The organism is Micromonospora sp. MH99, from assembly GCF_021442385.1.
Taxonomy (GTDB): Bacteria; Actinomycetota; Actinomycetes; order Mycobacteriales; family Micromonosporaceae; genus Micromonospora.
Window position 1 is genome coordinate 1 of the sequence record NZ_MUZA01000058.1, and the last position, 25,229, is coordinate 25,229.

General features: G+C 73.6%; 26 protein-coding genes and 1 pseudogene. 14 read left to right on the plus strand and 13 right to left on the minus strand.

Annotated elements, in window-relative coordinates; genetic code table 11:
* The 5 genes from B0E54_RS24495 to B0E54_RS24515 all read right to left on the minus strand — a co-directional run.
* A partial coding sequence (locus tag B0E54_RS24495; protein ID WP_234588359.1) for a PfkB family carbohydrate kinase occupies positions 1–281 on the minus strand: 281 nt, incomplete at its 3' end.
* Positions 282–297: 16 nt separating this feature from the next.
* Positions 298–1,005 (minus strand): SIS domain-containing protein, encoded by a 708-nt coding sequence (locus B0E54_RS24500; RefSeq protein WP_234588397.1) that lies wholly within the window; start codon positions 1,003–1,005, stop codon positions 298–300.
* Positions 1,002–2,219 carry a glycosyltransferase gene (locus tag B0E54_RS24505; protein WP_234588360.1) on the minus strand — a complete coding sequence of 406 codons (1,218 nt, stop codon included), beginning with the start codon at positions 2,217–2,219 and terminating at the stop codon, positions 1,002–1,004. The genes B0E54_RS24500 and B0E54_RS24505 overlap by 4 nt, the downstream gene beginning before the upstream one ends.
* Complete coding sequence (locus B0E54_RS24510) at positions 2,204–3,178, minus strand: glycosyltransferase (RefSeq protein WP_234588362.1); 975 nt, start codon at positions 3,176–3,178, stop codon at positions 2,204–2,206. The genes B0E54_RS24505 and B0E54_RS24510 overlap by 16 nt, the downstream gene beginning before the upstream one ends.
* Positions 3,175–4,848 carry an HAD-IIIA family hydrolase gene (locus B0E54_RS24515; protein ID WP_374109313.1) on the minus strand — a complete coding sequence of 558 codons (1,674 nt, stop codon included), beginning with the start codon at positions 4,846–4,848 and terminating at the stop codon, positions 3,175–3,177. The genes B0E54_RS24510 and B0E54_RS24515 overlap by 4 nt, the downstream gene beginning before the upstream one ends.
* Positions 4,849–5,004: 156 nt before the next feature.
* Here B0E54_RS24515 and B0E54_RS24520 point away from each other — a divergent pair, with 156 nt between their 5' ends.
* The 3 genes from B0E54_RS24520 to B0E54_RS24530 all read left to right on the plus strand — a co-directional run bounded on the left by B0E54_RS24520 (position 5,005) and on the right by B0E54_RS24530 (position 7,325).
* The gene (locus B0E54_RS24520) at positions 5,005–5,451 is read left to right on the plus strand and encodes an SRPBCC family protein (protein WP_234588364.1); all 447 of its coding nucleotides are present in this window, start codon (positions 5,005–5,007) and stop codon (positions 5,449–5,451) included.
* Positions 5,448–6,449 carry an SDR family oxidoreductase gene (locus tag B0E54_RS24525; RefSeq protein ID WP_234588365.1) on the plus strand — a complete coding sequence of 334 codons (1,002 nt, stop codon included), beginning with the start codon at positions 5,448–5,450 and terminating at the stop codon, positions 6,447–6,449. Before B0E54_RS24520 ends, B0E54_RS24525 begins: the two co-directional genes overlap by 4 nt.
* 108 nt (positions 6,450–6,557) lie before the next feature.
* Positions 6,558–7,325 carry a polyprenol monophosphomannose synthase gene (locus B0E54_RS24530; protein WP_234588366.1) on the plus strand — a complete coding sequence of 256 codons (768 nt, stop codon included), beginning with the start codon at positions 6,558–6,560 and terminating at the stop codon, positions 7,323–7,325.
* Between the two features lie 50 nt (positions 7,326–7,375).
* On the opposite strand, the gene B0E54_RS24535 is transcribed toward B0E54_RS24530, so the two are convergent.
* The gene (locus B0E54_RS24535; protein WP_234588367.1) at positions 7,376–8,986 is read right to left on the minus strand and encodes an NAD(P)/FAD-dependent oxidoreductase; all 1,611 of its coding nucleotides are present in this window, start codon (positions 8,984–8,986) and stop codon (positions 7,376–7,378) included.
* 72 nt (positions 8,987–9,058) lie between these two features.
* Between B0E54_RS24535 and B0E54_RS24540 the strand changes: the two are divergent.
* Positions 9,059–10,364 (plus strand): annotated as a pseudogene (locus tag B0E54_RS24540) (aldehyde dehydrogenase).
* A gap of 55 nt (positions 10,365–10,419) precedes the next feature.
* Here B0E54_RS24540 and B0E54_RS24545 read toward each other — a convergent pair.
* Positions 10,420–10,821 carry a ChaB family protein gene (locus B0E54_RS24545; RefSeq protein ID WP_234588399.1) on the minus strand — a complete coding sequence of 134 codons (402 nt, stop codon included), beginning with the start codon at positions 10,819–10,821 and terminating at the stop codon, positions 10,420–10,422.
* Between the two features lie 167 nt (positions 10,822–10,988).
* On the opposite strand from B0E54_RS24545, the gene B0E54_RS24550 reads away from it, so the two are divergent.
* From B0E54_RS24550 to B0E54_RS24565, 4 genes are all read left to right on the plus strand, one after another.
* The gene (locus B0E54_RS24550; RefSeq protein ID WP_234588368.1) at positions 10,989–11,975 is read left to right on the plus strand and encodes a YihY/virulence factor BrkB family protein; all 987 of its coding nucleotides are present in this window, start codon (positions 10,989–10,991) and stop codon (positions 11,973–11,975) included.
* Positions 11,976–12,065: 90 nt separating this feature from the next.
* The gene (locus tag B0E54_RS24555; protein ID WP_234588369.1) at positions 12,066–12,482 is read left to right on the plus strand and encodes a DUF2795 domain-containing protein; all 417 of its coding nucleotides are present in this window, start codon (positions 12,066–12,068) and stop codon (positions 12,480–12,482) included.
* A gap of 52 nt (positions 12,483–12,534) precedes the next feature.
* The gene (locus tag B0E54_RS24560; protein WP_234588370.1) at positions 12,535–12,996 is read left to right on the plus strand and encodes an SRPBCC family protein; all 462 of its coding nucleotides are present in this window, start codon (positions 12,535–12,537) and stop codon (positions 12,994–12,996) included.
* Between the two features lie 108 nt (positions 12,997–13,104).
* Entirely contained in the window at positions 13,105–13,362 is a 258-nt protein-coding gene (locus B0E54_RS24565) for a hypothetical protein (protein ID WP_234588371.1), read from the plus strand.
* Here B0E54_RS24565 and B0E54_RS24570 read toward each other — a convergent pair.
* Positions 13,317–14,609: an MFS transporter gene (locus B0E54_RS24570; protein WP_308195393.1), complete on the minus strand. Its 1,293-nt coding sequence runs from the start codon at positions 14,607–14,609 to the stop codon at positions 13,317–13,319. The genes B0E54_RS24565 and B0E54_RS24570 overlap by 46 nt on opposite strands.
* A gap of 265 nt (positions 14,610–14,874) precedes the next feature.
* On the opposite strand from B0E54_RS24570, the gene B0E54_RS24575 reads away from it, so the two are divergent.
* Positions 14,875–15,081 carry a hypothetical protein gene (locus B0E54_RS24575; RefSeq protein ID WP_234588372.1) on the plus strand — a complete coding sequence of 69 codons (207 nt, stop codon included), beginning with the start codon at positions 14,875–14,877 and terminating at the stop codon, positions 15,079–15,081.
* Here B0E54_RS24575 and B0E54_RS24580 read toward each other — a convergent pair.
* Entirely contained in the window at positions 15,078–15,527 is a 450-nt protein-coding gene (locus B0E54_RS24580; protein WP_234588373.1) for a hypothetical protein, read from the minus strand. The two genes, B0E54_RS24575 and B0E54_RS24580, sit on opposite strands and share 4 nt — an antisense overlap.
* Before the next feature lie 194 nt (positions 15,528–15,721).
* Between B0E54_RS24580 and B0E54_RS24585 the strand changes: the two genes are divergently transcribed.
* A complete protein-coding gene (locus B0E54_RS24585) occupies positions 15,722–16,075 on the plus strand; it encodes a DUF6401 family natural product biosynthesis protein (RefSeq protein ID WP_234588374.1) in 354 nt (117 codons plus the stop codon).
* A gap of 82 nt (positions 16,076–16,157) precedes the next feature.
* Here the strand turns inward: B0E54_RS24585 and B0E54_RS24590 are convergent, their stop codons facing one another.
* Complete coding sequence (locus B0E54_RS24590; protein ID WP_234588375.1) at positions 16,158–17,021, minus strand: hypothetical protein; 864 nt, start codon at positions 17,019–17,021, stop codon at positions 16,158–16,160.
* 198 nt (positions 17,022–17,219) lie between these two features.
* On the opposite strand from B0E54_RS24590, the gene B0E54_RS24595 reads away from it, so the two are divergent.
* From B0E54_RS24595 to B0E54_RS24605, 3 genes are all read left to right on the plus strand, one after another.
* Complete coding sequence (locus tag B0E54_RS24595; RefSeq protein WP_234588376.1) at positions 17,220–19,355, plus strand: SpoIIE family protein phosphatase; 2,136 nt, start codon at positions 17,220–17,222, stop codon at positions 19,353–19,355.
* 63 nt (positions 19,356–19,418) lie between these two features.
* On the plus strand, positions 19,419–20,096 hold the full coding sequence (locus B0E54_RS24600) for an HAD family hydrolase (protein ID WP_234588377.1): 678 nt from the start codon (positions 19,419–19,421) through the stop codon (positions 20,094–20,096).
* A gap of 107 nt (positions 20,097–20,203) precedes the next feature.
* A complete protein-coding gene (locus B0E54_RS24605; protein WP_234588378.1) occupies positions 20,204–21,493 on the plus strand; it encodes a cation:proton antiporter in 1,290 nt (429 codons plus the stop codon).
* A gap of 17 nt (positions 21,494–21,510) precedes the next feature.
* Here B0E54_RS24605 and B0E54_RS24610 read toward each other — a convergent pair whose 3' ends face one another.
* The gene (locus tag B0E54_RS24610) at positions 21,511–22,449 is read right to left on the minus strand and encodes an NAD(P)/FAD-dependent oxidoreductase (RefSeq protein ID WP_234588401.1); all 939 of its coding nucleotides are present in this window, start codon (positions 22,447–22,449) and stop codon (positions 21,511–21,513) included.
* Positions 22,450–22,564: 115 nt separating this feature from the next.
* Between B0E54_RS24610 and B0E54_RS24615 the strand changes: the two genes are divergently transcribed.
* The gene (locus tag B0E54_RS24615; RefSeq protein ID WP_357119772.1) at positions 22,565–22,780 is read left to right on the plus strand and encodes a DUF3072 domain-containing protein; all 216 of its coding nucleotides are present in this window, start codon (positions 22,565–22,567) and stop codon (positions 22,778–22,780) included.
* Positions 22,781–22,788: 8 nt separating this feature from the next.
* Here the strand turns inward: B0E54_RS24615 and B0E54_RS24620 are convergent, their stop codons facing one another.
* Together B0E54_RS24620 and B0E54_RS24625 are read right to left on the minus strand one after the other, a co-directional pair.
* On the minus strand, positions 22,789–23,289 hold the full coding sequence (locus B0E54_RS24620) for a metallophosphoesterase (protein ID WP_234588379.1): 501 nt from the start codon (positions 23,287–23,289) through the stop codon (positions 22,789–22,791).
* Between the two features lie 70 nt (positions 23,290–23,359).
* Complete coding sequence (locus B0E54_RS24625) at positions 23,360–25,189, minus strand: glycoside hydrolase family 15 protein (protein WP_234588380.1); 1,830 nt, start codon at positions 25,187–25,189, stop codon at positions 23,360–23,362.
* Positions 25,190–25,229: the final 40 nt, after the last annotated feature.

Below are 25,229 nucleotides of genomic sequence, written 5' to 3' on the forward strand. Positions count from 1 at the left end.
GTCGCCCCGGCCAGGCTCAGCGGGTACACCTGCACGCCGGCCGCGGCGAGCAGCGCGCTGAGCCGCGCGCCCCCGGCGTCGTCGGCGAGCGCGGTGACCAGCACCACCTCGGCGCCCTGCGCGGCCGCGAAGACCGCCGCGAGGCCGGCGCCGCCGGGCCGGTCGACGGCCGACGTCTCGTCGAGCACCGGGACCGGGGAGTCCGGGCAGAGGCGGTTCACCACCCCTTCCACGTCCCGATCGAGCAGGGTGTCCCCGACCACCACCACGGGTCCCCTCACGCTTTCCTCCTCATCCTCACGCGTCGACCTGCTGTCCGGCCCCGCCGTCGAGCACCACCTCGACCCCGGTCCGCACCGGCCCGGACGCGAGCCGACCGGCCGGCGCCGGCTCGGCGGGCACGTTCGCGGCGGCACCTGTCACGGCGAGCGCTGCGGGCAGTTCCTGTTCGAGGTACTCGCAGAGCAGATGGCTGGTCACGAGATGCAGCTCCTGGACGACCTGACTGTCGGCCGACGGCACCGCCAGTACCTCGTCGCAGGCGTCGGCGAGCGGGTTGGGGGCGGGCCCGGTGAGCGCCCAGGTGGCGAGGCCGGCGTCGCGCGCCGCGTGCGCGGCGGCGAGCAGGTTGCCGCTGGTGCCGCTGGTGCTGAGCAGCAACAGGACGTCGCCGGGCCGGCCGTGGGCGCGCACCTGGCGGGCGTAGACATCGGCGTAGCCGTAGTCGTTGGCGATGGCGGTGACCGCGCTGCTCTCGGCGTGCAGGGCGATGGCCGACAGGGGCTGGCGGTCGTCGCGCAGCTTGCCCACCAGCTCTGCGGTGAGGTGCTGGGCCTCGGCGGCGCTGCCACCGTTGCCGGCGACGAGCAGCCGTCCACCGCTGGCCAGCCGGTGCGCCAGGGCCGCGCCCCAGCGCGCCAGCTGCGGTTCACACCTGCGGTACGGCGCCAGTGCCGCGGCGAGGTTGGTCAGGTGCACGTCGAGCGGGCTGCCCGCCGGCATCAGGCCACCACCCGGCTCGGCCGCCGCACGGCGGCGACCTCGCCGTACACCTCGGCCAGGCGTTCCGCGGTGACCGCCCAGGAGTAGCGCGACCGGACCCGCTCGCGCGCCGCCGTGGCGTACCGGAAGCGGCGGATCCGGTCGTCGAGCAGCCGCTGGATCGCGGCGGCGAGGGCGTTGGGGTCCCGGGCCGGTACGAGGTCGCCGGTCGTGCCGTCGACGACTGTGTCGCGGATGCCGCCCACGGCGGTGCCGACCACCGGTACGCCGCACGCCATCGCCTCCAGCGGGGTCAACCCGAACGGCTCGTACCAGGGCGCGGCGACCAGCAGGTCCGCCGAGCGGTACCAGCGGCCCATCTCCTCCCGGGGCACCGCGCCGACGAGGTGCACCCGGTCGGCGACCCCGCACGACTCGGCCAGGGCGCGCAGCCTGCGGGCGTACGGGTCGGTCTCCAGCAGCCCCTCGGGCGGGCCGCCGGCCACCACACACTCGGCGTCGGGCACCAGCGCCATCGCACGGACCACCGTCTGGAAACCCTTGCGCTCGACCAGCCGGCCGACGGTCAGGATCCGGGCCCGGCCCGGCGCACGGTCGGCGACCGGCCCGAGCGGGGAGAACGAGGCGAGGTTCACCCCGGAGGGCACGACCGTCATCCGGGACCGGGGCACGCCCATCCGGACCAGCTCTCCAACCTCGTCGCGGCACTGGGCGACCACCCGGTCCACCGAGCGGCCCAGCTCCCGCTCGTAGGAGATGCGCCGGGCCGGACTGGTGTCCTGCACGCCCTGGTAGCGGCGCTTGACCGTGCCCAGCGCGTGGTACGTCTGCACCACCGGCACCCCGGTCTGCCGACCGGCGTTCAACGCGGCCAGGCCACTCATCCAGAAGTGCGCGTGGATCACCTCGGGCGTCCAGTCCCCGCCGCGCCACCGCTCGACCAGCCAGCGGCTGAACTCCCGCATGTGCGGCAGCAGCGCGTCCTTCGCGACCGGCTCGGCCGGACCGGCCGGCACGTGCACCACGTCGTACCCGTCCGGGGCGCGCACGGTCACCGGCAGGTCGAGGGCGTCGCGGCGGGTGTAGACCCGCACCTCGTGCCCGGCGGCGACGAGCGCGGCGGACAGCTCGGCGACGTGCGTGTTCTGGCCGCCGGCGTCCTCGCCTCCGAGGATGGCGAGCGGGCTGGCGTGCTCCGAGATCATCGCGATCCGCATACTTCCTCCTCCAGCAGCCGGTCCCAGTCAGCGAGGAAACGGTCGAGGCCGTACCTGTCCCGCGCGGCGGCCCGTGCCGCCACGCCGGCCTGACGTGCGGCCGCCGGCTCGGCGATGAACCGGCGGGCGGCGTCGAGCAGGGTGTCCATCCGGGTGGCGAGCGCCCCCGCCTCCGGTGGCACCGCGGTCACGGCCTCGGTGGTGGCGAGCGCGACGACAGGCATGCCGATCGCCATCGCCTCGATGAGGCTGAGCCCGAGGGAGGTCCAGCGGCACAGGTGCAGGTACGCCCGCCGACGGGCCAACTCGGCGTGCATCCGGTCCTGGGGCACGTCGTCGTGGCTGGTGAGCCGGTCGGCGGGCAGCCCGAGATGGTCGGCGAGTCCCGCGACGCCCATGCCGAACACGTCCAGCGGCGCGATCGCGGCGAACTCGGGCAGCAGGTCCGTGCCGGTGACCCGACCCCGCCGCACCGGCTCGTTGATCACCACGGCGAGCCGGTCCAGTTCACCCGTGTACGACACGGCCGGCGCGACGATGCCGTGGTCGACCACCGTCGTGCGGGTCGCGCCGGTGTCCCAGAAGATCTGGTTGAACCCGGTGACGTGGGCGACGAGCAGGTCGGCGCGGTCGGCCATCGGGTGGCGGGTGTTCGGCACGTCGCCCTTGGGGGTGTTGTGCTCGACGTAGATGGCGGGCACGTCGCGCCCGGGGCGCCTCCCGAGCCACTGCTCGGCCAGGTCGATCTCCTCCGGACGTTGCAGGATGACCAGGTCGACGTCGCTGCCGGGCAGGTCGTCGGGGGCGACCTCGACGGCGCTGTCCGGCCACGGGTAGGTGCGGGCCCGGCCGAGGCCGTACGGGCCACGGTCGGGTGTGGTGGGGATCAGGTAGCGGTGGCTGCCGTGCACGAAGGACGTGGTCCAGGAGCCGTGCACGTGCCAGAGCAGGATGTTCATCGGTTGCCACCACCGCTGGGCACGAGCGTGCGTACCGCCTCGACCACCTCGGCCGGGTCGACGCCGCTCAGGCACGGGTGCCCCGGGACCGGGCAGGTGGCCGCCCGGGTGTCCCGGCAGGGCGCGCTCGCGTCGCCGAGCCGGACGGTGGGCACCCGGTACGGCCCCCACTGCCCGAACGGGACTGTCGGCGCGAACAGGCTCACGACCGGCACCCCGGCTGCGGCGGCCAGGTGCGCGGGTCCGGTGTTGCCGACCACCACGGCGGCGGCGTCCGCGACGAGCGCGGCCAGAGCGGCCAGGTCGGTCCGGCCGCCCAGGTCGGTGCCGCCCGCCGCCGCGACCCGGGCGGTGACCGTACGCTCGTCGGGCCCGCCGGTGACCAGCACCCGGTGCCCGGCGGCGGTCAGCGCGGCGGCGATCCGTGCCGCCAGCTCGGTCGGGCAGGCCCGGCTCGACGCGGCCGACCCTGGGTGCAGCACCACGTAACCGGGGTCACCGGCAGCGGCCGGGCGCGGCGCCACGGCGTCGGCCCGGAGCCGGAGCACTGGTTCGTCGCCGACCGGCAGCCGGTAGCCGGCCGCCGCGGCGAGCGAGAGCGCCCGCTCGGGTTCGGGGACGCCCACCGGCACCCGGTGGCGGATGTCCACCAGGGAGCCCGGGTAGTCGTCGCTGATCGCGGCGATCCGGGTGATCCCGGCCATCCGCAACAGCAACGCGAGCGGCAGGGCGGACTGGTGGAACGACGTGAACACCACCGCCTCGTCCGCGCCGACAGCGGCGAGACGGGCGGTCAGGTCCCGCATGGCGTCCGGGTCGACAGGTGCCGGCGCGGGGTCGATCCACGGCAGCGGGTGCTCGATGATCTCGTCGACGCCGGGCAGCAACTCGGCGGCGGCGCGTCCCCGGGGGCCGCACAGCAGCACCACCCGCCGCGCGCCGGCCGCGACGGCGCGGATCGCCGGCCCGGTGACCAGCACGTCCCCGGCCGAGTCCGACCGCACCACCAACGCCGTGCCCACCCGCTCGCCGATCTCGGCGGGTTGCACGGCCCGCTGGCGGCGCAGGATCTCGTCGACCGCCGAGGGCAGGTCCGCGGCCACCCAGCCGGCGGCGGCGATCTCCTCCGGTCGGGTCACCGGGGTCGGCACCAGCACCCCCGCCGCCCCGGCGGCCAGTGCGGCGCCCACGTCGCGGCCGATGTCGCCCACCAGGACACAGCGCGACGCGCTCGTGCCCAGCTCGCGGGCGGCGGCGTGCACCAGACCGGGCGCGGGCTTACGGCAGTCGCACCGGTCGGAGTCGTCGTGCGGGCAGACCAGCCAGGCGTCGAAGTCGCCCAGCAGCTCCTCCACGCGGGCGTGCACCGCCCGCATCTGCTCCTCGCTGAAGTAGCCCCGGGCCAGGCCCGACTGGTTGGTCACCACCGCCAGGCGCAACCCGGCGGCCCGCAGCCGGTCCAACGCGGCCCGCGCCCCGGGGACCGGACGGACCTTCTCCGGGTCGCCGTTGTACGGCACATCCTCGATCAGGGTGCCGTCGCGGTCGAGCAGGACCGCGTCGTACAGGACTCCCCCGGCGGGTGCGACAGGCCCGCGACCAGCCCGGCCAACACCGGCGTAAACCCGGGCTGACCTGCACTGATACGGATCCTCCTGGTCCTGTCGCACAGCCGGCGGGTTCCCGGCGCCCCGAGGAGTAAACGTCGTCGTCGGCGCCGTGGGCCAACGCCGCCGGCGGTGCCCCGGGTCGGCCTTACCCGCCACTTCCGAGAAGCTAACCCGCAGGTCCGTTAGCCTCCGCCGAGAGGCGGGTATGGGAGCCCAGTGGCGATAGTGGAGAAAGTGATCGACGCTGGCCCGCAGCAGGTGTTCGACGTGCTGGCCGACGGGTGGACGTACAGCGACTGGGTGGTCGGGACCGCGCACGTGCGCGACGTGGACGACGCCTGGCCGCGGGTGGGCAGCCAACTGCACCACCGGGCCGGGCCGTGGCCGTTCTCGTTGCAGGACGCCTCGACGGTGCTGGCCTGCGAGCCGCCGCACCGGCTGGTGCTGCGCGCCGGCCTGTGGCCGGCCGGCGAGGCGATCGTGGCGTTCACCCTGGAACCGGTCGACGGCGGCGCGACCCGCGTCCGCCTCGGCGAGGACTTCGCGGCCGGTCCGCTGCGCTGGGTGCGCAACAAGGCCAACGACCTGGTCCTGCACCTGCGTAACCGGGAGACGCTGGACCGGCTCTCGGACATCGCCACCCGACAGAAGGGTGCCCGGTGACGCAGACGGTGGTGGTGACCGGCGCGAGCGCCGGCGTGGGCCGCGCGGTGGCCTGCGCGTACGCGGCCCGGGGCGCCCGGCTCGCGCTGCTGGCCCGGGGCGCGGCCGGGCTGGCCGCCGCCGAGCGGGAGTGCCGTTCGCTGGGCGCCGCCGATGTACGGGTGTACCAGGTGGACGTCGCTGACGCCGGCGCCGTGCAGCAGGCCGCCGACGACGTGGTGCACCACTGGGACGCCATCGACGTGTGGATCAACAACGCCATGGTGTCGGTGTTCGCGCCGGCCTGGGAGATCCCGGCCCGCGAGTTCCGCCGGGTCACCGAGGTGACGTACCTGGGCACGGTGCACGGCACCCTGGCGGCGCTGCGGCACATGCGCGCCCGTGGTCGGGGCGCGATCGTGCAGGTGGGCTCCGCGCTGGCCTACCGGGGGATTCCGCTGCAGTCGGCGTACTGCGCGAGCAAGCACGCCGTGCAGGGGTTCAACGACTCGCTGCGGGCCGAGCTGCCGCACGACTGCCCGGGCGTGAAGCTGTCGATGGTGCAACTGCCCGCCGTGAACACGCCGCAGTTCTCCTGGGTGCGTACCCGGCTGCCCCGGCACCCACAGCCGGTGCCGCCGATCTTCGCGCCCGAGGTGGCGGCGCGGGCCATCGTCTGGGCCGCCGACCGGGGCACCCGGGAGTTGAACGTGGGCGGCCCGACGTGGCAGGCCCGCCTCGGCGACATCCTGATCCCCGGCCTGCTGGACCGCAAGCTGGCCCGCGACGGGTACGACAGCCAGCAGACCGGCGACGAGATCGACCCGGCGACCTGGCGGGACAACCTGGACCACCCCGGCGACGACGACCGGGACCGGGGCGCGGCGGGCATCTTCGGCGAGCAGGCTCGGCGGCGCTCGGCGGCGCTCTGGGTGGGCACTCACAAACCGGCGTTGTCCGGCCTCGCCCTCGCCGGCGTCGCGATGGCCCTCACGGCGATGGCCCGTCGCCTGCGCTGAGCGGGCCGCCACCTGCGGCCGCCCGATCGACGGGGAGCCTTTTCAATCCGGGTCGGGCAACTGGCTACCCTCTGAGGTAGCCCAGTCCGCAAACCGAGGATGTCCGACATGATCGAGCCCGTCCAACTGCCGTCGCCGTGGCGAGACGCACAGCTGACCGTCGTCGTGCCCACCTACAACGAGGCGGGCAACCTCCCGGCGCTGGTCGAGCGGCTGCTCGCGCTGCCGCTGCCGGGCCTGCGCATCCTCGTCGCCGACGACAACTCCCCCGACGGCACCGGCGAGGTGGCCGACAAGCTGGCCATCGAGTATCCGGAGCGGATCGAGGTGATGCACCGGGCCGGCAAGGAGGGCCTGGGTCGGGCGTACGTGGACGGGATGAGCCGGGCTCTCGAGGGCGGCGCCGAGTTCGTGGCACAGATGGACGCCGACCTGTCGCACCCGCCGGAGGCGCTGCCGGGGATGCTGGGCGCGCTGCTCTCCACCCAGGCCGGCGTGGTGATCGGCTCGCGGTACGTGCCCGGTGGCGAGCTGGACGAGAACTGGCCGCTGTACCGGCGCGCGCTCAGCGGATGGGCGAACCTCTACGTGCACACGCTGCTGCGGGTGCGCATCCGGGACCTGACCGCCGGCTTCAAGATCTGGCAGGCCGACGCGCTGAAGGACATCGGTCTGCACCGCGTGCAGTCCAACGGCTACAGCTTCCAGGTCGAGATGCACTACCTGGCGACCAAGCTGGGCCACACGATCCTGGAGGTGCCGATCCGCTTCGAGGAGCGGCGCGACGGCGTCTCCAAGATGACCACCGCGACCAAGGTCGAGAGCGCCCTGATGCCGTTCCGCCTCCGCAGCAAGCACCGCAACATCACCAACTGACGCACCTCGTCGACCGGGAGGTTCGCGTCGCGGACCTCCTGGTCGACGGATCAGGTCGGGGGGTAGACGGCTCGGTGCGCGGTGGCGATCGCCGCCGCGTAGGCGGTGCCGGTCAGCGCGCGGTCGCGGGCCAGGGCCGCGCGGGCCGCGTTCGCGCCCGGTGCGCCGTGCACCCCGCCGCCCGGGTGCGCCGACGAGCTGGCCAGAAAGAGCCGGTCCACCGGGGTGTCCGCCCTTCCCAGGCCGGGGATCGGGCGTAGAAACAGCTGCTGGTACGCGGCGGCGGTGCCCCCGCCGAGCGCGCCCCCGACCAGGCTCGGGTCGCCCTTTTCCAGCTCGGCGGGCCCGGCCACGTGCCGTCCCACGATGAGCTGCCGGAAGCCCGGGGCCGCCGCCTCCAGCACGTCCTCCATGCGCTGCACGTGCCCGGCGATCTCCTCGGCCCGCCAGTCCTGCCGGAACGGCAGATGGGTGTACGACCAGAGCGACTCGGTGCCCGGCGGCGAGTGGCTCGGGTCGGCCACGGACATCTGCCCGACCAGCAGGAACGGGTCGCGGGGCAGTTCGCCGCGGGCGAGCTCGCCGGCATAGCGGGTCAGTCCGTTCAGGTCCGCGCCGAGGTGCACGGTGCCGGCGCCGGCGACCTCCCGGTTGGTCCACGGCACCGGGGCGGAGAGCGCCCAGTCCACCTTCAGCGTCGAGCCGTCCCACCGGAAGTGCGCCAGGTCCTCGACCAGCCGGGACGGCAGCGCCGCCGGCCCGACGAGGTCGAGGTAGAGGGCCGGGGCCGGTACGTCGGCGAGGACGGCCCGGCGGGCCCGCCACAACGCGCCACCTGAGGTGCGCACGCCCATCGCCCGGCCGCGCGCGGTGAGCACCCGGTCGACCCGCGCGCCGTAGAGGATGCGGCCACCGCGCTCGGACAGGCGGGCCACCAGCGCGTTGGTGATCTGCCGCGCGCCGCCGTCGGGCACCGGCCAGCCGACCTGCTGGCCGAGCATGGCCAGCAGCCAGCCGTACACGCCGGAGCCGGCCTCTTCCGGGGACAGGTCGGTGTGCAGGGCGCAGCCGGCGAGCAGCGCCGGGCCGCCCGGACCGTCGAACAGCTCGTCGCCGAGCTTGCGCACGGGCACCACGAGTCGGCGGGCCAGTCGCAGGGCGCCCGCGACCCGTAGCCGGCGCAGCAGGCCCAGGCCGCCGCGCACCGGCGGGAACGGCGTGGTGATGGTGGTCAACATGGGCTCGGCCACGTCGAGCCAGTCGGTGTACGCGTTCAGCCAGCGCTTGCCGTCGCCGGGGGCGAACTGCTCCAGGGAGGCGGCCGTGACGTCGGGATCCCGGTTGATCACCGCCGCCCGGCCGTCGGGCAGCAGGTGTGCCAGCACGTCCGGGGCGTGCCGCCAGGACAGCCCGTACCGGCCCAGGTCGAGGCCGTCGAGCACGGGCGAGGCGTACCCCAGGGGGTAGAACGAGCTGTAGAGGTCGCTCAGGTAGCCCGGGGCGGTCACCTCGGCGGACTGGACCGCGCCGCCGGGTACGGCGGTCGCCTCCAGCACCACCACGTCCCACCCGGCGTCGGCCAGCAGGTTCGCCGCGACGAGGCCGTTGTGCCCGGCTCCGACGACGACGGCGTCCGCGCTCTGCGCGCCGGTGGTAGTCACCCGATCCGCCTACCCGGCGCGCAACCGGGCGAAACGCGTTTGTCTCGCCGGGGCCGGGGCATCCAGCGCCGCATGTACACGGTTGCGCAGCTGGTGGGCGGGGTGTGGGGCGCGGGCGGGGCCGGCGGCGAGCTGGTCGTCCACGATCCGGCGGACGGCGAACCGGTCAGCTCCGTGCCGGTGGCCACTGCCGACGAGGTCGGCAAGGCGGCCCAGGCGGCGCGGGAGGCGGCGGCCTCGTGGGCGGCGACCGCACCGGCGGAGCGGGCGGCGGCGCTGCACCGGGCGGCGGACGCGGTCGCGGCCGTCACCGACGAGCTGGCGGCGGCGGTCACCGCGGAGATGGGCAAGCCGCTCGCGGACGCCCGCGGCGGCGTCGAGGCGGGCATCGGCACCCTGCGACAGTACGCGGAGCTGGCCCCGCTGCGCGGCGGGCGGACGTTGAACGGCGCGGCGGACGCGGTGGACTTCATGACGCCCCAGCCGCGGGGCGTGGTCGCCGCCATCACCCCCTGGAACGACCCGGTGGCGGTCTCCTGCGGACTGCTCGGCGCGGCGGTGGTCACCGGCAACGTGGTGCTCTACAAACCCAGCGAGCGGACGCCGGCCACCGGCTGGCTGCTGGCGCGGGCCCTGGACGAGGCGCTGCCCGCCGGGGTGCTGTCCCTGCTCACCGGTGGTCCGGAGGTCGGCGCGGCACTGGCCGCACAGGACGTGGACGTGGTCGCGCACGTCGGTTCCACAGCCACCGGGCGTCAGATCGCCGCCGCCGCGGCCCGCACGGGCGCGAAGGTGCTGCTGGAGAACGGCGGCAGCGACCCGTTGGTCGTCGACGCGGGTGTCGACCCCGAATGGGCTGCGGAGCAGGCCGCGCTCGGGGCGTTCGCCAACGCCGGGCAGATCTGCGTCGCGGTGGAACGGATCTACGTGCACCGGGAGGTGGCCGACGACTTCGTGGCGGCGCTGGTGCGGCGGGCCGGCGCGCTGCGGGTCGGGCCGGGTCGGGACCCGGGCACCGAGCTGGGCCCGCTCGTCGACCGGCGGCACCGCGACCACGTGCACGGGCAGGTGAGCGCGGCGGTGGCGGCCGGCGGTGGTGGTCGACTCCTTCGACGAGGCACTGACCTGCGCGGCGGACTCGGAGTACGGGTTGGCCGCGACGGTGCTGACCGCGTCGATGAGCCATGCGCAGCGGGCCTGGCGGGAGCTGCCGGTGGGCACCGTGAAGATCAATTCGGTGTTCGGCGGGGCGCCCGGCGGTGCCGCGCATCCCCGTCGGGCCAGCGGGCAGGGCTTCGGGTACGGCCCGGAGCTGCTGGACGAGTTCAGCGCCACGAAGGCGGTGCACATCGAGGCGCCCGGCGGCGGGCACTGGTGAACGGTACGGGCGGACGCAGGGGTGGCGCGTCCGCCCGTACCGTGCTGTGTGTGGGTCAGTCGCCGCGAGCCTTGCGGGTGGCCCGGTCGTTGGCCTTCTCGATGGCCGTGACCAGCTCCGGCTTGGTCATGCTCGACCGGCCGGGTACGTCCAGCTTGCGGGCCACCGACATGAGGTGGTCCTTGCTGGCGTTGGCGTCCACCCCACCGGCGGTGGGTGCGCGCCGCTCCGGGCCGCCGCCGGCGGCCTGGCGGTCGCTCGGGCCCTTGCGGCCCTTCGGCTCCCAGTGGTCGCCCACCTTCTCGAACTGGTGCTTCACCGCGGCGAAGGCGGTGCGGTGCGACCGCTCGCCCTCGCCGTAGGTCTCCACCGCCGAGTCGTGTGTCTTCTCCCAGGTGCGCTGCGCCTTGTCCGGGGAGCGTCGCAGCGTGCTGGGCATGTCCTCGCGCCCGGGCATCTCGTCCTCCTGGATCCTCGACAGGGTCATTGATGACCGTTCCCCGCGGGCGGCACGGCAAACACGGCGATGTCGGCACGGGTTTGTCGATTTCCCACTCCGGGTACCGGCCCGCCAGGCCCGACCGGACGACCGGTCATCCGGTGGCCGGGGCGCAGGGAGCGGGCATGACGACCACGGAGCCCGGTACGACGCGCGACGGCGCGGACGACACGCGTGTTCCGCGCCGGGTGCGGCAGCTGAGCTGGCGGACGTGGCGTGGAGTACTGGTGCGCAGCGTGCAGAACTTCGTCACCGACAACTGCTCGGACTGGGCCGCCGCGCTGACCTACTACGGCGTTCTGGCGCTCTTTCCGTCCGCCATCGTGGTGGTGGCCCTGGTCGGTCTGGTCTCCACCGGAGAGCGGACCGTCGACACGGTCGTCGACCTCGCCAAGCAGGTGGGCGCCGGCTCGGTGCTGACCGACGACGAGAACGGCGTGATCGGGGTGATCCGGGCCGTGGTGCTCCAGCAGAGCAACCCCAAGCTGCTGCTGAGCTTCGGTCTGCTCGGCGCGCTGTGGTCCGCGTCGGGCTTCATCGGGGCGTTCACCCGGGCCTCCAACGCGATCTACGGGGTGACCGAGGGCCGACCGGTCTGGAAGCTGCGGCCGTTGCAGATCGGCCTGGCCGCGATCACCCTGGTGCTGCTCGCGGTGGTCGCCCTCGGGTTGATCGTCAGCGGGCCGGTCACCGACGCGGTCGGCGACCTGATCAACGCCGGTGGCCTCGCCCGCACGCTGTGGAGCGTGGCGAAGTGGCCGGTGCTCGCCATGATCATGATGGCGTTGCTGTCGCTGCTGTTCTGGATCGCCCCGAACGTCCGCCAGCCCCGGTTCCGCTGGCTCACCCCCGGCGGCGCGGTGGCCCTGGTCTCCTGGGCGGCGGTCTCCTTCGGCTTCGGCTTCTACGTGGCGACCTTCGCCTCGTACAAGACGACCTACGGCAGCCTGGGCGCGGCCATCGCGTTCCTGGTCTGGCTCTACCTGTCCAACTCCGCCCTCATGCTCGGGGTGCAGATCAACGCCGAGGTGCAGCGCGGCCGGCAGTTGCAGGCGGGCGAGAAGGACCCGGAGGATCCCGTGCTGCCACCACGAAAGGCCGCCGACTCCTAGGGCCTGTTGTCCGCCCGGATGTCCGGCCCGGGAGCCGGTTCGTGACGCGGTGCCGGTTTACCGGGCGGGGTGCCGGGTAGCGCAGAAGGCATGGAGCGTGGCAACAGCAAGCACGGACCGAGGATCGACGACCAGATGAGCCAGGAGGTCAGCGGCCTCGTGCAGGGGCCGGGGACCGGTGGCTCCCGGGTCGAGGAATCCCGAGTGCCGGAACCGGCCGGCGAGGACCAGCCGGAAACCACCACGGCCCCGGCGGGCGACCTGCGCACCGGCACGCCGCAGGGGATGAGTTCCACCGACGTCGAGCAGCGCAGCCGGCTCGGCCGGTTCATCTCCATGAGCGCGCTGCCCGGCGACCGACTGGTGCTCATCGCCAGCGCCCGGGAGAACGAGGCGCCCGACGACATCGTGGCGGCGCTGGAGCGGCTGCCCGAGGGCACCGAATACCAGACGGTCTCCGAGGTGTGGGCCGCGCTCGGCCACAAGAACGAGACAACTCGCTGGTGAGCAGGATCGTCCCCCGATCCGGCCATCACCAGCGACCAGAGGAGGGTTCCTGATGAGTGGCGTTACCGAACACGTCGAGGTTTCCGTACCCGTTCGCACCGCGTACGACCAGTGGACGCAGTTCGAGGAGTTCCCCCAGTTCATGGAGGGCGTGCAGGAGGTCCGGCAGCTCTCCGAGACGATGACCCACTGGACCGTCGACATCGCCGGCGTGAAGCGCGAGTTCGACGCCGAGATCACCGAGCAGCTGCCCGACGAGCGGGTCGCCTGGCGCTCCACCGGCGGCACCCAGCAGGCCGGCGTGGTGACCTTCCACCGCCTGGACGAGACCAAGACCCGGGTCACCCTCCAGCTCGAGTTCGAGCCGCACGGGGTGGTCGAGCAGGCCGGCGACAAGCTCGGCATCGTCGACCGGCGGGCCAAGGGCGATCTGGAGCGCTTCAAGACGTTCATCGAGCGGCGCGGTCAGGAGACCGGCGCCTGGCGTGGCTCGGTGGACCGCCCCCAGCCGTGATCCCGCACACCGCCCGAGGATGGCCGCCGGAGTTCCCGGCGGCCATCGCCGTCTCTCGGGCCGGCCGGTACCCGTTTGCGATCATCGCGCCCGGGTACGGCTGAGGTCATGACGGACGACAGGGTGTGGCGCGACGAGGAACGGCTTCCGCTGGAGGAGTTGGAGCGCGCCGTGGCGGGCTCCAGCATCGACGGGCAGGCCGACGACGTGACCGGCAACGACGCCGGTGAGGAGGCCGCCTTCGGGCACGGGCCCGCGGCGGCCGACCGGGGCGGACAGGCCGAGGGCGCGGGGCTGGAGCCGACCGACCCGGAGCGCGCCTACCGCCCCTCGACGACCGGTCGGACCGGACCGGACAACGGATAGTCCGCGTCATCGGGTCGAGCGGTCCGGGACCGGGACGGCGTCCCGGACGCGGCCGACCCGGCCGTTGACGGCCCGGACGCGGCCGACCCGGCCGCTGGAGGCCCGGACGCGTCAAGACCGGGCCCGGACGCATCGGAGCCGGGCCCGGCCTGCTCCGGTCCACTTCCGGCGGCGGGCCGGCGGGTGCCCAGCTCGTGGAGCACGATCAGCGCCAGCGCGAGCCCCAGCAGGGCCGAGCCGAGCACCTGCACGGACACGGTGCTGATCAGCACGCCGAGGCCCGTCGGGACGAGCGCCGCGCCCAGACCGGCGGCACCGATCTGCAACCCGATGGCCCGGTCCGCGTGCGCAGCGCCGACCCGGTCGGCGGTGGTGAGGGTGAGCAGCGGAAACACCGGCGCGGCGGCGAACCCGAGCACGACCAGGCCGAGCACGGCCAGCGCTGCCGACCCGGGCACCGCGATCAGTGCCGCACCGAGGGCCATGCCGCCGAGGCTGGCCCGCAACACCAACCGGGGCCCGAGCCGTTCGGCCACCACGCCCTGCACCACCCGACCGACGAAGAGACTGCCCCAGTACGCGGAGACGCAGCCGCCCGCCACGGCGGCGCTCAGGCCGCGCCCCTGGGTGAGCAGCAGGAACGCCCAGAGTCCGGCGGACACCTCGATGGCCACGTACAGCGCGAAGGCCAGCGTCCCCGACCAGACCGCCGGCAGCCGCAGTGTGGTCAGGATCGGCACCCGGACCGCCGGCGCGGCGTCGGTGGTCCCCACCCCCGGCTCGGGAGCGCGGCGCCGCCACGCGCGGACGGTGAGCGCGAACGCGGTGGCGAGGACGAGTTGGGCGCCGGCCACGATGCCGTACCCCCACCGCCAGGCCAGCCCGGCGCTGAGCGCCGCCGTCATGATCAGTGGACCGATCGCCACCCCGAGGCCGAAGAAGGCGTGCATCCAGTTCATGTGTCGCGGGCCGAAGGCCCCGGCGGCGTACGCGTTGAGCCCGGAGTCGATCGCACCGGAGCCCAGCCCGAGCACCAGCGCGCAACCCACGAGCACGGCCAGCCCGGGGCTCACGGCGTAGCCGGTGAGCGCCAGGCTGGCCAGCAGGGTGCTGCCGGCGAGCAGCGCGCCCACCCCGAGGCGGGCCAGCGTGAACCCGGCCAGCACGCTGGAGGTGAGATAGCCGACCGTGCCGGCGGTGAGCAGCAGTCCGACCGCCTCGGTGGGTACGCCGAAGTCCGCGCGGATCGACGGTCAGCCCACGCCGAGCAGGCCGTCGGGCAGGCCGAGGCTGACGAACGCGAGATAGGCCAGCAGGAGCAGCGTGGCGCGGGGCGGCGCGGGCGAGGTGGACACGGGTCACCATCCTGCCGCAGCGCACCTTACCGGCGGCGGGAGCCGCCCGTCCGTCGCGACAAGAACTCGTGTCCGGACGGTCGAGAAAGCGGACAGCTCAGTCAGAATCGACCGATCGGAGGACGGCAAACGGGTCAGTTCGCGTAAGAATTTCGGGATGCATCAAGGCTCCGGAATCCTCTCCACGCGTCAGCGCCGCCTCGCCTGGCTCGGCTTCCTGCTCGCCGCGCTGCAGGCGCCCGTGTCGGCCTGGCTCGTCTCGGACGAGTCCTGGCTGTTCAGCCTCTGCGTCGCGCTCATGGTGGCGACCGTGATCATCGCCGACGACGCCGCTCGCCGCCGGCCGGCCAACGCGACCGACTAGCCCTCGCCGGCCGGCCGGGCCTCGTGTCCCGGTCGACCCCGGGTGCGGCGGCGTTCCTTCATCTCCGCCTCGTACAGATGACGCCGCCCGCCCACCAACTCGTCACGGGCCTGCCGGTCCAGCTCGCGGAACAGCGCGTGGTAGCCGTCGTCGAAGTCCTCGACGATCTGGAACGTCCACCGGCCGGCGATCACGTTGCGGCCGAGCAGTTCAGCGTCGATCCGTTCGGCGATGTGGGGATGTCCGGCGGCGCGGAACTGCTCCACCGCGTCGTCGAGCATCAGGTCGGCGTGCCCGATCAGCTGGTGCAGCGAGTACAGGTGGCCACGGGCCCGTTCCACGCACTCCAGCGCCTCGCTGAGCTTGCCCAGCGCCGCAACCGTCTCGTCGCTCACCCCTGCCGGCCGCCGGTGCCGCTCGTCCGGCCCGTCCGTCGGGTTCCCCATTGGTGCCTCCACGCTGTCCGCCGACCTGACCCGGCGCCGCCCGCGCTCTGTGCCGCGCTGCGCCGTCCCTCTCCTGCTGCCCCGTCTGTGCCGGATCAACCCCCGCGGCCAGCACCGACTCGTCCGGTGGCACAACCGACACCCGCCGAGCGGCCGAGGCCGACCCGGTGACCGGTCGGTTAGCCTCGGTCACCATGCGTGTGTCGTTCAACCGGGTCGCCTCCCGGACCGCCGTCGATTCGGCGCGGTCCTCCCTGGCCGCCCTCACCGTCTCCGTGGGCACCGCCGGTCTCGCCGCCGCCGCCGCGCGTCCCGGACTGCTGGCGCTTGTCGACCAGCACGCCGCCGCCGTGCGGGACAGCCTGGACGGCGACCGGCGGCCGTTGACCGCCGCGACGCTCGCCGGCTACGCCGAGGGGGTACGCGAGGCCGCCCTGGAGCACGGGTGGACGCCGCCGCGGGGTCCGGTGGACTGGAGCGAGCCGGAGTGGCCGCTCACCCGGCTCGTCGCCGTCTGCGCGCTGGCCCGTTCGCTCGACCGTTCCTGACCGGCCCGGTCACCCGTACGACACCGGGACGCGGGAAGGACGCCCGCGTGACGCGGACGCCCTTCCCCTCACGATCGCCCCGCTACGGGCGGTACTGCTGGGTCTCGTCGGCCGCACCGGACTGGTACGTGCCGCGCCCACCGGACATCGTCGACTGCTCGTCGACCCGGGGCATGGCCTGGGTCCGGTCGCCGCCACGGTCGGCCATCTGCCGCTCCATGTCGCTGCGCCCGGCCGTGTTGGCCCGCCGGTGCTCCTGCACCGCCCGGGCTTCCTGGGCGGCCCGGTCGAGCCAGCCGTCCCAGCGATTCTGCATCGGCTTCACCAGACCACCGCCGACGCCGACGATCAGGATGCCGGCGACAGTGGCGAGCACCGCGATCAGCACCGGAGTGGTGACCGTGGTGGCGATACCCACCTGGTTCAGCGCGGCGATCACGCCGAGCGCGATGATGAAGATCGCCGTCAGGTCGGCCAGAACCTTGCCGTACGAGAGCCCGCCCAGCGCCCCGGTGACCAGATCACGGGCGGCGTTGGCGATCGCGGCCGCGATCACGACGATGACGATCGCGATGAACGCGCGCGGCAGCCAGGCCACCACACCGCTGATCAGGTCACTGATCGCGTTGGGTCCCCAGACTCCGAAGGCGAACTGCAGGGTGAACAGCAGGACGGCGTAGTACGCCAACCTGGCCAGGATGTCGCTGGCGTCGTACTTCGTTCTCTCCAGTGCCCGTTTGATGCCTCCGCGTTCGACGGCCTCGTCGAAGCGCACCCGTTCCAGCACCGCATCCACGATCTTGAGGACCGCTCTGGCGATGAGCCAGCCGACCACGAGGATGACGATGAAGGCCACTGCCTTCGGGATGAAGAGCAGCACCGACCTCCAGGTGTCGGCGATGGCATCGCCGATGTCGGCCTGCCGAACCGCGAGGGTTTTCAGCATGATGTCCCTCCTGTCGCATGGACTGCGCCGGGCGCATACCCGGCCACCGGTGCGGCAGTCCGCGCGGCTCGCTGCCATTTTTCCGACAAGTCGTCAGACAGGGGCCCTGACCTGCCCTAACAGTCACTCCGCCAGGGTCAGCCGCGACCCGCACACATGATCGGATGCGGCTGACCGACGGCCGGCTAGGCTGCGAACATGCCAGGAACGGTCGGGCGAGTCCCCACGCCAGCAATTCCGGTCCCCGGCGCATCCACCGGGCCCGGTGCGGCCGCCGTGCTCGCCCATGACTGGTCCGCCACCGCCCTCGGCCCGCGCGAGAGCTGGGATCCGGCGGTCCGGGCCGTGGTCGAGCTGGTCCTCGCCTCGCCGATGCCGATGGCACTGGCGTACGGCGACGACCTCGTCCTGCTCTACAACGACGGCTACGCCGAGTTGTTGGGGAGCAAACACCCCGCCGCCCTCGGTCGACCGGCCGCCGAGGTGTACGCGGAGGTCTGGACGCTGCCCGGCTTCGGTGACGTGATCGAGCGCGCCTACCGGCAGGGTGTGCCCTTTCTGGAGAAGGAGTCCACGCTCCCCCTGATCCGGGACACCTCCGGGGTGGTCGAGCAGGTGGTCTTCACCAGAGGTCACTCGGCCGTACGCGACAGCGCCGGGCAGATCGTGGGAACCCTGACGGTGGCCGCCGAAACCACCCACGCGACCGAGCAGTTGCAGAGTCTCAGCGAGGTCGCCGCCGCGCTCGCCGGCACCCTCACCCTCGACGACGTGGCCCGGGTCGCGCTGCGCCACACCATCACCACGTTCGACGCCGACCGGGTCGCCTTCGTGGTGGACGAGGGTGGCGGTGGCTGGCGGATGGTGCGCCGGGTCCGCGGTGAGCTGATGGACGAGGCCGACGAGCGTCTGCCGCCGCTGTGGCGGCGGACGCCTGCGGACTGGCTGGGCCCGGTCACAACCGCGGCCCGCTCGGGCGAGTCGTCGTTCACCCACGACGGGCAGCCGCTGCGTGACACCGCGGTGGACCGCCACGATCAGAAGATCCGCTCGATGGCCGTGCTGCCGCTGGGCACGTCGGTGATCCGGGGTGGGTTGACGGTCGGCTACCAGGTGCCGCACTCGTGGTCGGCGGCCGAGCGGGCGCTGCTGGCCGCCTCGGCGGAGCTGATCGGGCAGGCGGCGGAGCGGGCCCGGCGGTTCGAGACCCAGCACGGCACCGCCCAGTTGCTGCAGCGCAGCATGCTGCCGGAGCACCTTCCCGACCTGCCCCGGCTGCGGATCGCGGCCCGTTACGACCCGGGGGTGGACGGCAACGCGGCCGGCGGTGACTTCTACGACGCGTTCCTGCTGCCCACCGGCGCGCTCGGTGTGGTGCTGGGCGACGTCGCCGGGCACGACGTGCAGGCCGCGGCGCGGATGGGTCAGGTGCGGGCGGCGTTGCGGGCGCTGGCCCTGGCCGATCCCGCGCCGGACGCGGTGCTGGCCGGGCTGGACCGGCTGGTGACCAGCCTCGGTGTGGAGGCCGGCACCCATGAGCTGTTCGTGACTGTGGCGTTCGGGGTCATCGACGCCGAGCGCCGGGAGCTGACCCTGGCCAGCGCCGGTCATCCCGCTCCGCTGATCCGCCGCTGCGACCCGGACGGCCGGTCGCACGCCGAGTACGTGGACCTGCCGGCCGGTCCCCCGCTGGGGTTGGGTGGGCGCCCGGGCACCGTCACCGTCGCGTTCCCGCCCGGCGACACCCTGCTCTTGTTCAGCGACGGCGTGGTGGAGCGCCGGCGGCAGAGCCTCACCGCCGGGCTGGACACCCTCGGCGACGCCGTGGCCAAGGCCGGCACCAGTGACCCTCGCGCCCTGTGCGCGGTGGCCACCGCCGCCGTGTCCGGCGGCACTGAGGACGACGTGGCCGTGCTGGCGGTCGAGCACGCGCTCAAGCCGAGCCGGTCGGCGGCGATGGAGGTGCCGGCCGAGCCGACCGCGCCCAGCCGGGTCCGGCACTGGATGACCGGCCAGCTCACCGAGTGGCAGGTGCCCGAGTCGGTGATCGGCGCGGCGGTGCTGTGCACCAGCGAACTGACCACCAACGCGCTGCTGCACGCCGGCACGGCCGCCCGCGTGGAGATCGACCTCAGTCCGGAGCGGCTGTTGGTGTCGGTCGCCGATTCCGGCACCCGCGGCACCGTGACCCGGGCCCGCACCGACACGTTGAGCAGTCGCGGGCGCGGGTTGGGCCTGATCGAGGAGCTGAGTGACGCCTGGGGCACCGACCCGTCGGTGCGCGGGTCCACTGTCTGGTTCGAGATCCTCGTCCCGCCGGCCGAGCCGCGCTGAGTCCGGCCGGCGTCGGCGATCCCGGACGAATCAGCCGACCGCCGAACGGGTAGGAGTGCGCCCATGGCCACCGAACAACCCCACGGGGTGCTCTTCGACATCGACGGGACGCTCGTCGACACCACCTACCTGCACACCGTGAGCTGGTGGGAGGCGCTGCGCCAGGCCGACCACCCGGTCCCGATGGCGACCGTGCACCGCTCGATCGGCATGGGCTCGGACAAGCTGCTGGACCACCTGCTCGGCCCGGAACGCGACCGCGACGACGACCCCAAGCTGCGCGAGGCGCACAACACCCTGTACACCGAGTACTGGGAGCGGCTGACGCCGCTGCCCGGTGCGGCGGACCTGCTGCGGGCGTGCGCCGAGCGGGGGCTGCGGGTGGTGCTCGCCACCTCCGCCGCGGAGCACGAGGTGGGTGCGCTGCGTCGGGCCCTGAACGCCGACGACGTGGTGGACACCGTCACCTCCTCGGCGGACGCGCAGGAGAGCAAGCCGGCACCGGACATTCTCGAGGCGGCGCTGGAGCAGTCCGGGCTGACCGCCGAGCGCGTCGTCTTCGTCGGCGACTCGGTCTGGGACGTCGCCGCGGCCGGCAAGCTCAACATTCCCTGCGTCGGGTTGACCTGCGGCGGCACCAGCCGTGGGGAACTCGCCGGCGCCGGCGCGGTGGCGGTGTACGACGACCCGGCCGCGCTGTTGGCCGAGCTGGCGGATTCCCCGCTCACCCGGCCGAGGTGAGACTCACTCCGGTTCACCGGGGCGCACGCGCATAGCCGCACATCTTGCGGGGCATGGTCTGTGGCCACCTGCCCGCACCGCGCGGGTGCGGCGAAAGGGTGGTGTCCGTGGAACCGGTAGATGTCGCGTTCGCGCTGGTGGGCCTGGGCGCGCTGCTCGCGGGCATCCTGCCCCGGGTGTTGGAGCACCGTCCACTGTCCATGCCGATCGCGTTCCTCGCCCTCGGCATGCTGGTCTTCCTCCTGCCGGTCGGGCTGCCGACGCCGGATCCGCTGGCCCACCCCGACCTGACCACCCACCTGACCGAGATCGGGGTGATCGTCGCCCTGATGGGCGCCGGGTTGAAGATCGACCGGCCGTTGAGCTGGTCCCGGTGGTCCTCCACGTGGCGTCTGCTGGTCATCGCGATGCCGTTGTGCATCGCGGCGGTGGCGCTGCTCGGGTGGTGGTGGGCCGGCCTGGTGCCGGCCGCGGCGCTGCTGCTGGGCGCCGCGCTGGCGCCTACCGATCCGGTGCTCGCCGCCGACGTGCAGGTCGGCGAGCCGACCGATGTGGAGGACTCCGAGGACGAGGTCCGTTTCGCTCTGACCTCGGAGGCGGGCCTCAACGACGGGCTGGCGTTCCCGTTCGTCTACGCGGCCATCGCGATCGCCTCGACCAGCCTCGCCCCGCGGGAGTGGATGGCCGAGTGGTTCACCGTCGACGTGCTCTGGAAGGTGGGCGTCGGGGTGGGCGGCGGCCTGCTCATCGGCTGGCTGCTCGGCAAGCTGTTCTTCCGGGCCCCCAGCGAGCTGCGGCTGGCCCGGCACGCGGAGGGGTTCCTGGCGCTGGCCGCCACCTTCCTGGCGTACGGGCTGGTGGAGGTTGCCGGCGGGTACGGCTTCCTGGCGGTGTTCGTTGCCGCGCGGGCCATCCGGGCCGCCGAGCGGACCCACGAGTTCCACTCGGTGCTGCACGACTTCGCCGAGCAGGTCGAGCGGTTGCTCACCCTGGTGTTGCTGCTGCTGCTCGGCGGCGCGATCGTGGGCGGTCTGCTCGCCCCGCTGACCTGGCCGGCGGCGGCCGTGGGGCTGGCGCTGGTCTTCCTGATCCGGCCGGCTGTCGGCTGGTTGTCGCTGCGCGGCGCACCGGGCCGGCCGGCGGAGCACTGGGTGATCTCGCTGTTCGGCATCCGCGGGGTGGGCTCGTTCTACTACCTGGCGTACGCCACCACGAAGGCGGACTTTCCGCAGGCGGAGCTGTTGTGGGCGACGGTCGGGCTGGTGGTGCTCGTTTCGGTGGTGGTGCACGGCGTCGCGGCGACCCCGGTCATGCAGTTGCTGGACCGCGAGGGCGAGCGGACGAAGGACCCGTCCGAACGCGAGGCCCAGCCCGTCGCCGCCGCTGGGCACGCCTGAGCGCCGGGCAGCGGCGCTCAGCCGAGGCGGGCGGCCAGCGCGCGGCCGAGGTCGCGGCCGGAGCGCCAGGCGCTCTGCACGCGGGGCTTGCCGAACGCGTCGCCGGCCAGGCCGATCCCGTCGGCGTCGAGGTGGTGGGTGTTCCCGGTGACGTCGCCGGCGGGCTTGGCGTACGTCCAGCGGTGCACGTGCACGTCGGTGGCCTCCGCGGCCAGCCCCAGCACGTCCCGGACGGCCTGTTCGATAGCCGGTCCGGCGCCGGAGGGTTGGGCCAGGTGCCCGGCGGCGAACTCCGGCACGGTGTGCGCCACCAGCACCGGCGCGTCGTCACCGCGCCGGTCGCCGTCGTCGCAGATGAGCGAGAGCACCGGATGGTCGTTGACGAACGCGCCGTGAAAGTGCGGCCAGCGCCGGGACGGGAAACGCAGCACCGCGGCCAGGGTCGGCGACCAGGTCTGCGCCTGCACGACCCGGGTGGCGTCGGCCAGGGCGGGATCGAGCAGCAGGGCCGCCTGCGGTCCGGGCATGGCCAGGGCGACCGCCGCGTACGGCTCGCCGTCGACGGTCGGACCGGGCTCCACGGCCAGCACCAGCCGGTCGACGGTCACCGGCACCGCGCCGGCCAGGTGTTCGACGAGCGACCGCAGCCCGCGTGGCGCGGCGTAGCGCAGCGGACCGGGCGCGTCGTGGCGGCCGTTCGTGTCGTACGACCAGAAGGTGTCGGTCCACTCGCGGACCAGGCCGGCGGCACGCCACTCGTCGACCACGACGGCGAAGTCCGGGTCGCTGACGGTGAAGTACGCGGCGCCGATGTCGGCGGGGCGGCCGTCGAAGCGTTTGCTGGCCATCCGACCGCCGCGGACGTGTCCCCGTTCCCGGACCTGCGCCGGCACCCCGGCCCGGGTCAGCTCCACCGCGCAGGCCACTCCGGCGATGCCCGCCCCGACCACCACCACGCCCGAGGAGTTCACGCTCATCCGGTGATCCTAGGTGCCGACTGTCGCGGTGGACGGGCATGAACCGGCGGTGATCGGGGTACTGGCACACCTGTTCGAAGAAAGGGTGATGATGATGACGGACCGCAGCAACGACCAGGCCGACCCGCGCGGCGCGATCAAGGACCCGGACGAGTGGGTCACCGGCGACGAGCCACCCACGGCGGCCCAGGAGTCGTACCTGGCCACGCTGGCCCGGGAGGCGGACGCGACGCTGCCGGACGACCTGACCAAGGCCGAGGCGTCCAAGCGGATCGACGAGCTGCAGGCCGAGACGGGTCGCGGCCAGTAGCTCGCCGCTCAGGGTCGGGGCAGGGTGTGCAGCCGGACCCGCGTCAGGCGGGCTCCGGTTGTCTCGGCCTCCAGGTAGGTGGCGTGCGGCTGGGATCGGCGGTCGGTGGGCGACCCGGGGTTGAGCAGGCGCAACCCGTTGGGCGCCACGGTGTCCCAGGGGATGTGCGAGTGCCCGAAGACCAGCAGGTCGACGTCGGGAAAGCGGGCCGCGCACCGCTGTTCCCGGCCGGTGCGGGGGCCTGTCTCGTGCACCACGGCGACCCGTAGCCCGTCGAGGTCGACGCGGGCCACCTCCGGCAGCCGGGCGCGCAGCGCGGGGCCGTCGTTGTTGCCGTACACGCCGATGAGTCGCCGCGCGCGGGCGGTCATGGCGTCCAGCAGCGACTCGTCGACCCAGTCGCCGGCGTGCAGCACCACGTCCGCCGCCTCGATCGCCGTCCACAGCGGCCCCGGGAGGTCCCGGGCCCGCTTGGGGAGATGCGTGTCCGCCGTGAGCACCAGCCTCATGCCGGCATCATCCCCCGTGTGGGCGCCGTCCACCCGGGGACGCTCACGGGGGCGGTCAGCTCCCGGCCGTTCAGCGCGACGTGGGTGTGAAGTACCCGGCCGGCATGCCACGCCGGCGCAGCGCCGGGTTCTGCTCGACGTCACTGAGCACACCTGCGGCGTTGATCAGGCCGATGTGCGAGAACGCTTGGGGAAAGTTGCCCAACTGTTCGCCGGTCGACGGGTCGATCTGCTCGGCGAACAGTCCCAGGTCGTTGAGCCGCCCGGCCAGCGCGTCGAACAACTCGTGCGCCCGGTCCCGCTCACCGGCCAGCGCCAGGCAGCACACCAGCCAGAACGAGCAGATGAGGAACCCCGCCGGGTCGCCGTTCCAGCGCCGCAGCAGGCCGTCGTGCGACAACTGCTCCTCCACGGCGCGGATCGTCGAGCGCATCCGCTCATCGTCGGCCGGGAGGAACCCCACCAGCGGCATCACCAGCACCGACGCGTCCAGGTCGTCGGATTCGAAACTCCCGGTGTACGCCCCGAGCCGGTCGTTCCACCCCCGTTGCAGCACCTCCGCGCGCACCTCGTCGCGGGCGGCCGCCCAGCGGGCCACGTCCGGCGGCTCACCGAGCCGTGCGCCGAAGCGGACCGCCCGGTCCAGGGCCGACCAGCACTGCACCTTCGAGGACACGTGGTGGCGTTCGATCCCGCGCTCCTCCCACATCCCCGCGTCCGGCAGCTTCCAGTCCCGCTCCGCCTTGTCGGCCAGCGACCGGAGCAGGTGGTACACGTCGGGTTCCAACGGCTCCAGCCGGTCGCGCATCAGCCAGGCCGCGTCCAACGCCTCACCGAAGATGTCGGTCTGCCGCTGCCGCCACGCGTCGTTGCCGATCATCACCGGCGGGCTGTCCCGGTAGCCGGCGAGCTGATCGAGGCGGTGCTCGGTGAGGTCCCGCTCCCCCAGCACCCCGTACATGATGGGCACCGGCTCCTCGTCGATCCGGCCCATGGCGCGGCCCAACCAGGCGAACTGCCGCTGCACCTCGTCGTAGCACGCCGTCCGCCACAGCGCCCGCAGTGTCAGGCTGAAGTCGCGCACCCACACGTAGCGGTAGTCGTAGTTCCGGTCCCCGCCGAGCTTTTCCGGCAGCGACGTGGTCACCGACGCCACCACCGCGCCGCTGGGCCGGTACGTCATGCCCTGCACCACCAACGCGCTGCGCCGCACGTGCTCGGCGTAGATCCCGTTGTACTCGTGCTGCCGGACCCAGGAGCGCCATCCTTCGGCCGTGTCGGCGATGGTCCGGTCGGCCGCGGGCACCTGCGGCTGCGGCGCGTCGTAGGTCGGGGCGTACCCGAGGGTGAAGTTGTGGATCGTGCCGGGGCGGACGGTGAACGTCCCGGAGGCCTCACCGTCCCCGCAGGTCAGCCGCAGATCGGTGACCAGGACGAGCCGGCTCGCCCCGCCGACGGCCTCCAGGGCGCCGTCGCGCTCGACGAGGAACGGCGTGGTCCGGCCGTACTCGAATCGGGGTCGGTAGTGCACCCGCATCGGCACCTCGCCGGAGAGGCCCCGCACACTGCGGACCAGCACCTGCGGCGAGCGCAGACCGATGTCGTGCTCGCGCGCCCCGGGCTCCAGGGCGAGCGCGTCGCTCAGCTCCACCTCGCCCTGCGTGGTACGAAAGACGGTCCGCAGCACGAGGGTGCCGTCGAGGTAGCAGCGTTCGACGGTGAAGTCGGCCTCCGGACGGATCGACCAGTGTCCGGCGTGCTCGCCGATCAGCCGCGCGAACACCGACGGCGCGTCGAACCGGCCCGGGCACCACCAGTTCACCGAGCCCGAGCGGTCCACCAACGCGGCCGTGCGGCCGTCGGCGAGGAACCCGTGGTCGCTGATCTGTCCGCTCTGCACCCGACTGCCTACCCGGACCGTTCCCGCACATGCCTCACCG

Coding starts and splice junctions, on each gene's coding strand:
- B0E54_RS24575 (WP_234588372.1), top strand. CDS start 14,875: ATGCATCAAGGCTCCGGAATCCTCTCCACGCGTCAGCGCCGCCTCGCC.
- B0E54_RS24555 (WP_234588369.1), top strand. CDS start 12,066: ATGGAGCGTGGCAACAGCAAGCACGGACCGAGGATCGACGACCAGATG.
- B0E54_RS24620 (WP_234588379.1), bottom strand. CDS start 23,289: ATGAGGCTGGTGCTCACGGCGGACACGCATCTCCCCAAGCGGGCCCGG.
- B0E54_RS24580 (WP_234588373.1), bottom strand. CDS start 15,527: ATGGGGAACCCGACGGACGGGCCGGACGAGCGGCACCGGCGGCCGGCA.
- B0E54_RS24595 (WP_234588376.1), top strand. CDS start 17,220: ATGCCAGGAACGGTCGGGCGAGTCCCCACGCCAGCAATTCCGGTCCCC.
- B0E54_RS24505 (WP_234588360.1), bottom strand. CDS start 2,219: ATGCGGATCGCGATGATCTCGGAGCACGCCAGCCCGCTCGCCATCCTC.
- B0E54_RS24565 (WP_234588371.1), top strand. CDS start 13,105: ATGACGGACGACAGGGTGTGGCGCGACGAGGAACGGCTTCCGCTGGAG.
- B0E54_RS24510 (WP_234588362.1), bottom strand. CDS start 3,178: ATGAACATCCTGCTCTGGCACGTGCACGGCTCCTGGACCACGTCCTTC.
- B0E54_RS24545 (WP_234588399.1), bottom strand. CDS start 10,821: ATGCCCGGGCGCGAGGACATGCCCAGCACGCTGCGACGCTCCCCGGAC.
- B0E54_RS24615 (WP_357119772.1), top strand. CDS start 22,565: ATGACGGACCGCAGCAACGACCAGGCCGACCCGCGCGGCGCGATCAAG.
- B0E54_RS24585 (WP_234588374.1), top strand. CDS start 15,722: ATGCGTGTGTCGTTCAACCGGGTCGCCTCCCGGACCGCCGTCGATTCG.
- B0E54_RS24590 (WP_234588375.1), bottom strand. CDS start 17,021: ATGCTGAAAACCCTCGCGGTTCGGCAGGCCGACATCGGCGATGCCATC.
- B0E54_RS24600 (WP_234588377.1), top strand. CDS start 19,419: ATGGCCACCGAACAACCCCACGGGGTGCTCTTCGACATCGACGGGACG.
- B0E54_RS24530 (WP_234588366.1), top strand. CDS start 6,558: ATGATCGAGCCCGTCCAACTGCCGTCGCCGTGGCGAGACGCACAGCTG.
- B0E54_RS24560 (WP_234588370.1), top strand. CDS start 12,535: ATGAGTGGCGTTACCGAACACGTCGAGGTTTCCGTACCCGTTCGCACC.
- B0E54_RS24550 (WP_234588368.1), top strand. CDS start 10,989: ATGACGACCACGGAGCCCGGTACGACGCGCGACGGCGCGGACGACACG.